General features: G+C 69.4%; 10 protein-coding genes and 1 pseudogene. All 11 read left to right on the forward strand.

Annotation, left to right across the window (positions count from 1 at the left end; genetic code table 11):
• Window positions 1-1,110: pseudogene (locus tag CV1CTNOD_RS24490) on the forward strand (hypothetical protein); the annotation flags it as partial.
• Window positions 1,111-1,127: 17 nt separating this feature from the next.
• Window positions 1,128-1,718 carry a hypothetical protein gene (locus CV1CTNOD_RS06640; protein WP_131785280.1) on the forward strand — a complete coding sequence of 197 codons (591 nt, stop codon included), beginning with the start codon at window positions 1,128-1,130 and terminating at the stop codon, window positions 1,716-1,718.
• The gene (locus tag CV1CTNOD_RS06645) at window positions 1,715-2,806 is read left to right on the forward strand and encodes an SMI1/KNR4 family protein (RefSeq protein WP_131785281.1); all 1,092 of its coding nucleotides are present in this window, start codon (window positions 1,715-1,717) and stop codon (window positions 2,804-2,806) included. The genes CV1CTNOD_RS06640 and CV1CTNOD_RS06645 overlap by 4 nt, the downstream gene beginning before the upstream one ends.
• Window positions 2,807-2,811: 5 nt before the next feature.
• Window positions 2,812-3,663: an SseB family protein gene (locus CV1CTNOD_RS06650; protein WP_165485350.1), complete on the forward strand. Its 852-nt coding sequence runs from the start codon at window positions 2,812-2,814 to the stop codon at window positions 3,661-3,663.
• An 82-nt stretch (window positions 3,664-3,745) separates the two neighbouring features.
• Window positions 3,746-4,162 (forward strand): YbaB/EbfC family nucleoid-associated protein, encoded by a 417-nt coding sequence (locus tag CV1CTNOD_RS06655; protein ID WP_242606424.1) that lies wholly within the window; start codon window positions 3,746-3,748, stop codon window positions 4,160-4,162.
• Window positions 4,146-4,502, forward strand: coding sequence for a hypothetical protein (locus CV1CTNOD_RS06660; protein ID WP_131785283.1), 357 nt, complete (start codon window positions 4,146-4,148; stop codon window positions 4,500-4,502). Before CV1CTNOD_RS06655 ends, CV1CTNOD_RS06660 begins: the two co-directional genes overlap by 17 nt.
• A gap of 3 nt (window positions 4,503-4,505) precedes the next feature.
• Window positions 4,506-5,165, forward strand: coding sequence for a hypothetical protein (locus CV1CTNOD_RS06665; protein ID WP_131785284.1), 660 nt, complete (start codon window positions 4,506-4,508; stop codon window positions 5,163-5,165).
• A 35-nt stretch (window positions 5,166-5,200) separates the two neighbouring features.
• The gene (locus tag CV1CTNOD_RS06670; RefSeq protein ID WP_131785285.1) at window positions 5,201-10,168 is read left to right on the forward strand and encodes a hypothetical protein; all 4,968 of its coding nucleotides are present in this window, start codon (window positions 5,201-5,203) and stop codon (window positions 10,166-10,168) included.
• The gene (locus CV1CTNOD_RS06675; RefSeq protein ID WP_131785286.1) at window positions 10,165-11,211 is read left to right on the forward strand and encodes a nucleoside hydrolase; all 1,047 of its coding nucleotides are present in this window, start codon (window positions 10,165-10,167) and stop codon (window positions 11,209-11,211) included. Before CV1CTNOD_RS06670 ends, CV1CTNOD_RS06675 begins: the two co-directional genes overlap by 4 nt.
• A 95-nt stretch (window positions 11,212-11,306) precedes the next feature.
• Window positions 11,307-11,507 carry a hypothetical protein gene (locus CV1CTNOD_RS06680; RefSeq protein WP_131785287.1) on the forward strand — a complete coding sequence of 67 codons (201 nt, stop codon included), beginning with the start codon at window positions 11,307-11,309 and terminating at the stop codon, window positions 11,505-11,507.
• A gap of 221 nt (window positions 11,508-11,728) precedes the next feature.
• Window positions 11,729-12,529, forward strand: an 801-nt coding sequence (locus CV1CTNOD_RS06685; protein WP_165485351.1) for a S8 family serine peptidase, incomplete at its 3' end; no start/stop codon positions are given.

Raw genomic sequence — 12,529 nt, forward strand, 5'->3', positions numbered from 1 at the left:
GTGCAGAACCTCAGCGTGCAGAACCTCAGCGCGCAGAACCTCAGCGTGCAGAACATCAGCGCGCAGAACCTCACAAAGCCCGACCTGGCCGGACCCGACATCACGACGCCGAGCACGTCGAACGCCAGCCCGCCGGATGCGACGGTACCGAACATCGACATCTCGACTACGGCACCCACGGGCGTGGTCCCGGCCGTGCCGGTCGTGCCCACTGGTCAGCTCGGCGGTACGGGCACGCCCGGCGTGCGGACCGGCCTCGCCCCGGCCGCCCCGGCCGCCCCGGCCGGGGCGGCCGGGGCGGCCGTCAACCGTCTGTTCAGCAACCTGCCGAGCAAAGGGGTCGCTGGAGTCCTGCGTACCGGTGCGGGATCGGTCTCCGCGGAGGGCCTGCCGCCGTCCTCGCCTCAGGCGGGCCGGACCCCGCCGGCTCCGCCGCCGCAGATCAAGGGGCGGGGTTCCGGACAGAACGCACCGGCCACTCCGCACGGCAGGCGTGGGCCCGGCGAGTCAGCGCCCCAGACCCCTGGTACGCCGCGTGGCGTCGGCCCTGCGACGGAACAGTTCACCACCCCGCCCAGCACGCCGTCGTCGCCGGTACTGCGGGGACCGCAGGCGGGCACCCCGCAGGCGCCGGGCGCCCCGCGGAGGGGCACCCCGCAGGCGCCGCCGCGCGCGGACGCGGCCTCGCCGGTGCTCAACCGCCCACGCCCCGCCCGCCCGGAGACCGCCCCGCCGGTCCGTCCGCCGCTGTCTCCGACGCCTGCCGAGGGCGACTTCGCCCCACCGGCCCGGGCTACGACCAATCCCGTGGTGGGGCGGCCGGCGCGGCTCGCGTCGGGTGCCCCGCAGCCGGCCGCGTCGTCCGCCGGCGTTGTCCGCGGTACCGGGGCCGCGGGACCGGCCGGATACCAGGGGGAGATCTCCGCCCGCAGGAAGGCCCAGGAGGAGCCACCGGTCTCCACTGCGGACGAGGAGTTCGACAAGATCCAGGAGCTGCTGAACCGGGAGGATGCCTGGACGGTTGCAACCCCTGGTGGGGGCGTGGTTGACAGCGCGCCGGTGCGGCAGCCGGCCCCGGCGACTGAGCCCAAACCGACCCTCGGTACATGACGGGTGATGGGGCGGACATGGCCAGGCTGACGCGGTCCGGCGCGGCATTCTTCGCCGCGCTGCTCGTCGCCGGGGCGGCCGGCTGTACCCGGTCGGAGTCGACCGGCGGCCCGCCGCCGACCCCGACCGGGTCCGGGACGGTCGCGCCTTCGCCGAAGCCGTCCGCGACTGACGCCGGCGTTCCCTACGCCCTGCCGAAAAAGCTGTGCGAGGCGGTCGACGACACCGCGCTCAAGGAGATCTTCCCCATCGGCGGTGGTCAGCCCATCACGGACGCGCCCGGGCTGTGCGCGACCTCGCGGGCTACTCCGACGATGGCCGTCAGCTTCAGCGTCAACGCCGAGCTACTACGCGACGCGACGTGGGCCGAGAGGTTTGTCGACACCGGCCGCAGGCTGGCGAAGGGCACTCCCACCGACGTTCCGGGCGTGGGTTCGGCAGCGTACTGGGTCGGCGACAAGAACAAGGTCGAGCTGACCACGTCCCATGGGAACCTCGTGCTCAAGATTCTCTGCGAGACGGTGAACGACCGGCATCGGCTGCCCGCTGATGTGCCGGCCCGGCTCGGCCAGGTTGCCAACGCCACTTTCATGCGGCTTGCGCCATGACCTACCCCGGTCCGACCATCCCCCCGGGCGCCCACCTCGCGCTGAGCATCGTCCATCCGGGATCGCCGACGCTGCGGATCCGGTACCGCGACGGCGTGCTCGTGACACCGCAGGGCTACCCTGACTGGGCGCTGTGCGCGCGGGCAATGGTCGACCTGCCGCACCCGGAGCCCGGGCTCACCCTCGATGAGGTACGGGTGGTGGACGTGCTCGCCGCCAACGTGGCGATGGCCCGCGCCGCGGCCGGGCCCGACGGCGACCGGCTGTGGCTGGCTGGTGGCGGGCCGGCGGAGGACGCGGCCCTCGCCACGCCGCCGGGCTGGTGCTGGGCACACCTCGGGCCCCACGGCAGGCCCGGGCGCCAGCTCGCCCTGGTACCGATCGAGCTGCACGGCTCGTACCGGCATGCTGGTGGGGTACGCGCGCTGCCCACCACCGGGCGGGGGCTCCGGCTCGACGCCGAGCCCGCGCCGGTCGGCCACGGTCCGGCCGAGCCGGTACCCGATGACGTGCTCGACGTGCTCGAACGGCTGTTCGGTTGGCCGCTCCCGCCCCGGTACCGGCGCTTCCTGGCCGAGACCAACGGTGCGGGTCCGGCGGCACCGGGCGTGCTGCCCGGGTACGGGTTCGTGGCCGACCAGCCCCTGTTCGGGGTCGCCCGGACCGATCAGCACCAGGACGTCTCCTACGCGGCGGAGTGGGTGCGGGACCGGCTGACGCTGGACTTCCTACCTATCGGGTATGTACAGGGTGGCCTGTTCGCGGTCAAGATCTCGGGCGGCGACGTCGACTCGATCTGGTACTGGGATGACGACGATCCGCGCGACCGGAACGCGTTCGGCGCCGACTACATCTGTGCCCACCTGCTGCACCGCTGCGCGGACGACATCGACGACCTGTGGGCGTCGCTCGCCCGGCCCGCCCGGCCGCTGCTTCGGATCGCCGCGGAGTGGGCCGCCGCGGGTCGGGTCACCCAGGTATGCGACGAGGCGGTCGGGGCGGGTCTGCCGGCGCGGATGAAGGCGCCGTGGCAGCCGCGTACACCGTCGCGGCCGGACTCGTTGACGGCCCTGTTCGAGGCCCGGTGATGCCGGTGACCTCCTGGGCGCCCGTGAACGACGTGGAGCGGCGACTGCTCGCTGCGGTGGACGCCGGGGACCTGGCCGAGGTACTGGGCATCGTCGCGGTCGTACCGCTGTACCTGCCGGGCTTTCCGGATGTCCCGGGTGGCGGGCAGCGACTGCTCACCAAGGGACGCGACGGCGTGCCGTACCTGCTGGTGTTCACTTCGGCGGAGGCGCTGCTCCGGGTGGTCGACGCGGACGGCTGGCGACAGACCACCCTGCCCGAGCTGGTTCGGACCTGGCCGGACCTGGGCCCGGAGCCGTGGGGGCTGGCGGTGAACCCGGCCACCCCGATCGGGGTACTGGTGCCGCCGGAGGAGGTGCCGACGCTCCTGCCCGCCATGGACGCGTTGGCGTCCTTCGTCCCGGCCAACGAGGTGGAACGCCTGCTCCGCGACGCGCTGGCCGCGCTGGACGGCGATGTGCTCCTCGACGTGCTGGTGACCTCGCACGTGATCGTGCCGACGCGGGCGGTGGAGGTCGAGGGGGCGTGGATGGTGCCGGTCTTCACCTCGCCGCGACGGTGCGTGGAGTACCTGGGCGAGTTCGGGATCGACGTACCGACGGTGAACCTCGACCTCGTGGCGGTGCTGCGGCGCTGGCCCGGCGCGGACCATCGGCTGGCCGTCAACCCCGGCTCGCCCATCGGCTTCTCGATCGACGGTGATCGGGTACCGGGGCTCCTGGCCCATGCGACGGCACTGGCGCACCGGCTGCGGGCGGAGTCATCGTCGGCTGGGCCCTCACCAGCGGCGGATCCTCCGGAGCCGGCGGCACCGATTCCGGGTCATATTGGCGATATTCTGCGTGGCCAGGGCTGATGCCGGCGGGTGCGGAGGTCGTCTATATATCCGAACAGGCTTCAGGCGAGCGCCGTACACAAGCCACAGGGAGGTGAAGGCGGTGGAGCGTCCGCAGTGGTCGGCCCTCAATTCGATGATCGACGACCTACGCCACACATTGGACAATGCCGCGCAAGCGCGGCAAGACGCCCTTGAGGTCACCGGCACCGCGTGGTCCGATGATCGACTAGTCAGGATCGTGGTGGGCCCGCGCGGTCAGCTCGTCGACATCGAGATCGATCCTCGGGTGTACCGCACGCCCAACTCCAAGGCCCTGTCGGCGTCGATCTTGTCGACCGCGCGCGCCGCGGTCGAGGAGGCCAACCGGAAGACCAAGGAGATCCTCGACCGGGCCATGCCGAGGGACCGGGGTCTGGGCATGATCGGGCCGACCGACTTCGACCTGATGCTGGAGAGCCACGACGCCGACCTGCCCCGGGTGCTTAAGAAGGAGGATGGCGATGAGTACATTTCTTGACGTCGACGGAGACCCCAACGAGGTGAGTGCCACCGGCGCGCTGCTGCGTTCGATGGCGCAGACCTTCAAGACCAAGGTGCAGGGTCCGCTCGCCGACATCAACGCGATCGATGCGGAGCGCCCGTGGGGTGCCGACCACTTCGGCGAGGGCTTCGAGCACACCTACAACTACACGCCCGAGGGCACCGACCAGCCGCTGCGGGACAGCGTCCGGGACGGCATGTCGAACGCCGGTGATCTCCTGACGCGGGTGGGCGACGGCACGGTGCTCGCGATGACCGAGTACCAGGGCACCGACGTGCAGAATGCGAGCGACATCACCACGGCGAATGACGCCTAGTCCGTGGACGCGGATCGGGTTGTTGCCGCGCTGCGGCGCCATGTGCTCCAGCCAGGAGAGGGGATCGACTCCCGGCGCGACTGGCCGGACGCCGTCGTCTTCTACGTGGGCAGTCACCGCTACGAGGCGCGGCCGGCGGACTGGCTGATCGCCCGAGAGCCGTGGGTCGACGGCGCGGTGCGGGTGGTCGCGGATCGCTCGTTCATCGACAACACCTCTGCCACGTATGGGCTCGTCGTCGCCGGTACCGATGAGGTGTTGTTCCTCAACGAGGTGGCGACGATGCGGGAGCTGGGTCGGCGGCTGGCCGTGGACCTGGAGCCGTTGGCCTATGCCGAGTTGTTGAGCGAGCTGTACTCGGTCAAAGCGATCGACGGGCCGGTCGTGGTGCCTTACTCGGCGACGACGCTGCACCGGGCGGGTGAGCTGATCCGGGACGTCGACTCGTTCGCGGCGGATTATCCGTGGGCGAACGCGAAGCTGGTGGCCCCGCCGGTGATCCGCCGGGAGGGTGGTGACGTGGTGCTGGAGTTCTTCTCCTGTCATTACTACCTGACCGGGCTGCGGGCACTGGACATTCTGCGTTGGCGGGTGACGGGCGGTGATGGGCGCCCGGCGCGGTGGGCACGTGAGTACGTCGCGGAACGGCTGGAGCACATCTGAGCGCGGTGTCGCGTAGCACCGAGGGAAGGTGACAGGTGGGCAGTGTCGACGACGCCATAGAACAACTGCGCAGCTTCTTCCAGAGTCTCGACGAGTGGATTCCGGGCGCCGGAAACTTTTTCGTGGAGATGATCCTGATGTGGCCGGAAGCGCGCCACGAGCGACTCTTCGATCTCGCCGACGCCTACGGCGACGCCGCGAACCTCTATCAGGACCACCTGGAGGAGATCCAGACCTATCTCCGGGACCTCGACGTGTGGCAGGGAGACGGCGCCGCTCAGGTGGCGCGTCAACAGCTCCAGGCGTACTTCGACGAGACCTCGTCCATGACCCAGGCGGTCGCCGCCATGCAGGAGATGGTGCACGGCAAGGCGCTCGAGATCGAGTCCTCCGTGTACATGGCGATCATCAACCTCATCATGGTGGCGGTCGCCCTGGTACAGGCGATCATCACGGCATGGACCGGCATCGGCGCCGCGATCGGCGCGTCGCAGATGGAGCTGGGCCGCACCTCGATCACCTTCATCATGCGGGAGCTGCTCACCAAGATGTGGCAGCAGACCATCAGGGCTGGCGTCCAACGGTTCATCCAGGGCGGCTTCCGCGGAGTCGCGGCGACCGCGCTGAAAGGCGGGCTCATCTACGCCGGTTTCACCGCGGGTACCAAGACTGTGATCACCCTGATCCAGGCGGCCGAAGGGCACGACCCGTTCACCGAGGACTTCGCCGGCCGGTTCCTGCAGGAGGTGGCGGACAGCTTCGTCGCCGGCTCGATCGGCGGCCCGCTGATGTTCGGCATCCACTCCCGCGTCGCCGCGGCGGTGGCGTTCGGGGCCGGGCAGACCGCCGACAACGCTCTGCAGATGCTTCGGGACAAGGCGATCTTCGGTGTGTTCGGGCAGGAGGGGAAGGACTGGGCGCAGCGGAACGGTCTGTGGAGTGGGATGACCCGCGACGGCCTGTGGCACGCCGTGACCCCGGCCGCGCTGCTCGGAATGATGATGATGGACTTCTCCCGGTACGGGCGCGGCGGGAGCCCGGGCCTGGCGGCGGCGGACGTGCGGATGGGGGAGCGTGACCTGTTCGGCGCGCATGCCCCGGTCCTCGCCGCCGGCGAGAGCGGCGCACACGGCTTGAGCCCGCTCGGGGAAAAGGCGCACGCGACGTCTCCGGCGCACGCGACGTCCCCGGGGGAGGGCACCCCGGCGTTCTCCCCGACTCACCTGGCCGACCCTCGCGTCATGACCGACGGCGCGACACGGACCGGCCCGGCCGGCGCCCGCGTGTCCACGTCGCCGACCGTGACCAATACGATCACACACGGGCGTGTCGGCGAGAGCACGGCGACACGGCTGGCCGAGCCGGGCTCGATCCGGGTGGAGTCGGCTCACCAGTCCCAGGCTCCGGTGGCGTCCGGTCACGGCAAGCCGGGACAGCCGGTCGACGCGTCAGGGACCGGAGCGCGGGTGGAGGGTCCGCTGCGAGCGGAGGCCACATCGCCGATAGAGGGTGCGCGGGTGGTGGACGGCGGGCCGCCAGCGGACGGTACGCCCGCGGTGCCGGACGGCCGGCCCACCCAGGACGGTACGTCCACAGTAGACATCAGGCCCGCGGTGGACGGGGGACCGCAGGGAGATCCGGTTCACGCGGGCGGTGAGCACACGACGGTCCGCCCGGACACCACCCCGAGCGGTCGGCCGGACGCCGTGCGAGCGGACAGTCAGCCACCACCCCCGGACACCGTCCGCGACGATGCCGCTCACCGCGATGACGCCAAGTGGTGGGAGTTCAAGAAGCGGGCCGAGCTTCGCTTCGAGCAGCACTACGGGCGGGCGGTCGCCGACCAGGTCGGCCCGGCGCCGGACGGCGTGCACGGCGCCACCGACCGGAGCGGTCCGGGGCTCACCCCGGACCTGATCCAGCGCGGGCTGGACGCTCGCCCGGAGACCCTCAACCCGTACGGCGACCGGCTGCGCAACTACCTCGAGCAGCACTTCACGCACGTCGACGCGGCCGGCAACCGCCGTCCGCTGGACGCGGCCGGCATTGAGGCGAAGTTCCGCGAACTGCGGGGGGAGGCCCAGGCCCCTCGGGCCCCGCGCGACCCGTCCACCACGACCGAGCCGGTGCCACGCGATGGGGCGGCCGCCCCGGAGCGCTCACCGGTACCGGCCGACGTGCATCCGACCGACGTGCATCCGACCGAAGTGCCGCAGCGTGTCGAAGCCGAGGCGACCGGCCGCGACGGTGGGCGGCGTTTCGCGGACGAACGGGTCGCTCATGAGGAGCAGGCGCACGATGAGCATGGCCTCAACCCGGATGCCGCCACGGGCGCCTCCATCCGTCTGGCCGGCGAAGGGTTCCTACACGGCGTAGCCGAGTCGGAGCTGGCGCCCAGCGCGAACTTCTCGCCGCATGCCACCCGTACCGGCGCCGACCTGCCCCGGCAGACGCATGAGCTGATCGATCGGGCCAGGGACAACTTGCTCGCTCGGTACCCGGAGCACACCGTCGAGGCCCGCATCCGCGACCTGGAGTCGGTCGGCCGGGTGGCGGACTCCCTGCAGGCGGCGGCGGAACACGCGCGCACCACCGGCGACGTGCGCGGAGCGGTCGAGCGGGTACGCGAGCTGAGCGAGGCGGTCACCGAGTACTCCGACCGGTACCGCAACTGGCGCGACTTCGGCCGCAACGGTGAGTTCGCCGACCCGGGCTGGCGGGACCTCGACGGCGTCGACCCGCTCAACTCGGTGGAGATGGCGAACCGGGCGATGGGCATCGACCCGGCGACCGGCCGGTTCCACCCGATCGACCAGGCCATCGCGATCGCGAAGATCGGCGACGTGCTGGGTCCGGAGTTCGAGGCGCACGCGGTGCGCACGTTCGAGCGGACCATCCCGATGGAGATGGACTCCGTGCAGGCGCTGCTTCCCGACGGCGCGGTGACACCGGACATCGTGCGGCAGGTCACCGTGGGCGCCCCACGCGGGTTCTACTCGCCGGACCTCGGCGCCACGTTCATCAACCTCCGGACGGGGGATGGCCTGAGGTCGATCAGCGGGGTCGCGGCCACCGTTGTGCATGAGAGCATGCACGCGCTGCAGCCCAACCGGGGCATACTCGGGCGGCAGATCGACGCGCGGGTCCATCCGGACGCGGCGGCCGAGGCACAGGCCATGATCACGTTCGAGCGGGAGTACCAGGGCTTCGCCGTCCAGCAGGAGTTCCTCCGTGGCCTGGCCGGCCACCGCTCGCTCGACCCCACCGGTGATCCGCGGATCCCGAACTCCGACGGGTACCGCGAGCTGGCCGCCATGACTCCCGAGCAGCTCCGGGACATGGTGCTGGACAAGTACATCCCGCAGCGGTTGCGCGGCGAATTCGACGGCATCCTCGCCCGGCACCCGGAGCTCGCCCCGGAGAGCATCGTGGCGCAGGCCCGTTCAGCCATCATGGACGCAACGCCTCCGGTGCCCGCCGAGCGCCAGCACGGCAACCTCCATGGACCGATCACGCGGCACATCGTCGATACGCACGGTCTGGACCTCGACGGGGTGCGGCAACGTCAGGGTGAGCTCTCGTTCCCGGCCCTGCGTGACGCATTGCCGCCAGCCTCGCCGATTCGTGATGTGCCGCCGGCTCCTGACACACAGTCGCGGGCTCCCGATACGTCGTCCGCCGGAGAGCCTGGTCACGATGGTGGACCTCGCATCGACGAGGAGCGGGCAGACCCGAATGAGCACACCTCCGACCCGGACGCCGCCGGCATGCCAGGGCATTCTGGACATCATCCGCCGGCCGTTGACATTATGGCTGAGCGGTTGGGTATCTCCGATTCCACGGCGCTGGACGCGCTGGCTAAGGCGTATCGTGTCGCGTATGAATACACTGCGCCGTTCATCGTCGATATCGCACGGCGTATGCTCATCGATATAAGCATGGACGTAGCTCGCGACCCAAAGACCGTTGTCGTCTTTGTGGGACGCGACGGACATAGCCTTGCGGTCGCCCTCGAGCGCCTCGACCCAGACTTCTTCCACGCGCACGGTAAGGAGGTCGTACTCTCCAGGGCGCTCGTGGAGTCAGCCGTCCTGGACGCCGAACATAACCTTGGGGCCAGCTATCCGCAGCTATCCGATTTCCGGCAGGCCACTGGGAAAGTCGATCCGGCCGACATTCCAGGCGCTCGCGCCCGGCTGACCAAATACCTGCAGAGCCGAGGGATCCCGGTGGGGGAGGAGGGCAGTCAGGTAGTCCTTATCGACACGAGTTACAAGGGCACCGTGCAGGAACTGTTGGCCGCGCTCTACCCGGAGACATCATTCACCGGCCGCTACGCGTTCTTCGGAGAGTCGCCGCTCGATCCACACCTGGGAAACAAGGTGGGTTACGCCGTGGACCTTCGCGTGCCGGACAGTAACAGCGGCCGCCCAGTGTCGGCCCTGCCCAATGATCCCGCCCTCACGTTCTCGCATCAGGACGCGATCGGAAGCATCGAGGAGACGCTGCACGGCAGTCTCGGTAGCCCGCGAGGGTTTGGCCCGGAGGGTGTACCGCTGCAACGGCCACAACATCTCGAGCAGGATCTGCTCAAGGGACTCAATCCCGCCAAAGTCGCGCCGCCATTCACTGACCCGTTCGTTCGGGAAGCGGTGAAGGATATCAACCTTATTGCAGTGCTCGACTTCGCTGAACGCATTGTTGTCGTCCGCGAATCCGGCGGCGACTGGCTCGGGGAACTCAACCGTGGATCGCATCGGTTCCGCGACCAGATCCGCGACTGGATAGCCAGTTCTGGACGGGCGGACCCTGTTTTCAGCGAAGTTATGGACTCCTTCGTACGTCGGGCTGACAAGGCTGTTGTGGCACGGCTAGCAGATCTATTGCAGCGCTCTGACCTCACTCCCGAGCAGATCCTTGATGCGTGGCATCGGTACGATCGACTTCCTACGTTGGATGAACGGAAGGCATTCGTTGACTCGTTGCAGGCGGGTCAGCCATGACCTACAAGGCGAGGGGCGCAGCAGTGGCGCAGAGCGAGTGGGATCGAGTGGAAGCGGAGCGTGAGGAGTTGGCCGCGCGTGCCGAACGGTACGCGGATTTGGGCCTGGGTATTCACGCCGAGTTGCTGCGTGCCGGTGGTCCTGTGCCGCCGTCGTTGACGGACCGGCCGATCATTGTTGACACCGATATAGGCGGGGATCCGGATGATGCTGTCGCTGTGGTGGTCGCGGCGTTGACCGTGCCGGAGCTGAAGCTGGTCGTGACCACGGACGAGGTTGGTGGGGAACGAGCGCGGTTTGCCCGGTACCTGCTTGATCTGTGCGGACGGCCGGATGTCGCTGTGGTCGCCGGACGGCAACTTCGCGAGGCAGCCTACTTCACGGCTTCGGGTCTCGTACCGGACTCTGTGGCCAGCACGCGTACTGATGTGCTGCGGATGGTGGAGGCGGTGTGCGCTGCCGGCGGCTTGGTCCGGTGGGTTGGGATGGGGCCGTTGTCGAATCTTGCGGACGTGCTGGACGTCCGACCGCATCTGGCCCATACCCTTGTCGTAACCCAGATGGGCGGCGCGGTCAAGTACCGCGATCCGTCCCGCGCCGAACACAATATCCGGCTTGATCCGAGGGCTGCGCGTGATGCGCTCGCAGTTCTTTCCAGGCCGGAGCTTGTCACCTCCGATGTCACGTTCTCGGCGGAGATCGAGCTCGACGAGCAATCCGGGCTTTACCGGTGGTTTGCCTCGCCGGAGGCACCCGGGTGGGCTCAGGTGCTGCGGGCCCATTTCGACCAGTGGTTTGCGAGGTACCACCCGGGTTCCATGCAGCACGACGCCCTGACGCTCAGCGCCGCGCTCCAGCTACCGTTCGTCGACTTCTACCTGCGGCGTATTGCGTTCGACTCGGCCGGTCGGATGACCGTCGGCGATGGGATGGAGGTGTTCCTCAGCCGCAAGGCCGAATATGGTGCCTTCATGTGCTGGCTTGAGCGGGGGCTTACAGCCTCGACCATCCGCGCACCCCAGAGCCGCAAACCGCCGTCGTGAGTAGGATATTGTGATTCCGTATCCTGCGGTGAACATGGTGGGCGAGATCTGCGAGCATATGAGCGGCCAGGTCGCGGCGGGAGGGGAGGCAGCGGATGCGGAGGGAACGTGTGGTCGAGGCGATCCGCCGCTATGTTCTTAATCCTGGTAACGAGGTGATGGAACGCCACGACCGGTCGGATTCGACCCGTTCGACCCGCCCCGGGGAGCAGGCACAGCGGTTGCGGCGGCTGTTCGACGAGCTTCCGGACCAGCAGGCCAAGGGTGATTTTCTCGACCGGTTTGCCGAGCGGTAGACGGGTCGGCCCGGTTGTGTGGAAGGAGTGGTTGTGCCGGATCCAACAGAGAAGGACCTGGAGGATTACGAGTCCTGGTAAGAGATGGAGCGGCAACTGCGCGAAGCCGGTTTCTCTCGTGATGACGGCCGCCGTGGCCCGCCAGCCTAGGACCGGAGCGACTCCATACCCTCCTTGTCGCTCAGACAGCCGGAGAACGGCTCGGGGAGAGAGGTCGATCGGTGAGCGGTACCAGGCGGGCGCTGACCGTCGGGGCGTTAGCCCTTTACACTGCAGCGTGGATCTTGCTTGTCCTGCCGGCTCGCGCGTTAGCCGTCCCGGCTGAGCAGAACTGTGCCGATCCCGGGCAGGACTTCCGGGGCGTCCCCTGGGCGCAGCAACTTCTGGCACCGGAGCGTGTCTGGCCCTTTACGCGTGGCAGCGGTATTACCGTCGCGGTGCTCTCCTCCGGCGTCGACGCCAACCATCCCCAGTTGGCCGGTCGGGTGTTCCCCGGGTTCGACGCGGTCGCGGGTGGCGGCGCGGCGGACAGCGACTGCCTCGGCCTTGGTACCCGGGTGGCGGGGGTGGTCGCCGCCCGGCGGGTTGACGACGTCGGGTTCGCCGGACTGGCACCCAACGTCACGATCCTGCCCGTACGTGTCATCGCCGACCAGCATTTCGGCTCCACCGAGGTGGACCCGACGGTGCTCGCCCGCGGGATCGCCTGGGCGGCTGCCAGCGGCGCGCAGGTCATCGATGTCGCCGTGGCCGTCTACGTCGACAACACGGCGGTTCGCGCTGCGGTCGCGGACGCGTTGGCCAGGGGTGTCACCGTGGTGGCCGCGGTCGGTGACCGGGGCGACGCGAACGGTCGCAACCCGACCCCGTACCCCGCGGCCTATCCCGGTGTCGTCGGTGTCGGCGCGATCGACCAGCAGGGCAACCGGTGGTCCGGATCGGCGCACGGTGACTATGTCGACCTCGTGGCGCCGGGCGCCGAGATGGTGACGTTGCAAAGGGGCGGCGGCATGGCCGTCAAC

Source organism: Protofrankia symbiont of Coriaria ruscifolia (assembly GCF_900634745.1).
Taxonomy (GTDB): Bacteria; Actinomycetota; Actinomycetes; order Frankiales; family Frankiaceae; genus Protofrankia; species Protofrankia californiensis.

Excerpts from the sequence above, each read along its gene's own strand:
- CV1CTNOD_RS06640 (WP_131785280.1), top strand. The coding sequence starts at position 1,128 with ATGGCCAGGCTGACGCGGTCCGGCGCGGCATTCTTCGCCGCGCTGCTC.
- CV1CTNOD_RS06645 (WP_131785281.1), top strand. The coding sequence starts at position 1,715 with ATGACCTACCCCGGTCCGACCATCCCCCCGGGCGCCCACCTCGCGCTG.
- CV1CTNOD_RS06660 (WP_131785283.1), top strand. The coding sequence starts at position 4,146 with ATGAGTACATTTCTTGACGTCGACGGAGACCCCAACGAGGTGAGTGCC.
- CV1CTNOD_RS06675 (WP_131785286.1), top strand. The coding sequence starts at position 10,165 with ATGACCTACAAGGCGAGGGGCGCAGCAGTGGCGCAGAGCGAGTGGGAT.
- CV1CTNOD_RS06680 (WP_131785287.1), top strand. The coding sequence starts at position 11,307 with ATGCGGAGGGAACGTGTGGTCGAGGCGATCCGCCGCTATGTTCTTAAT.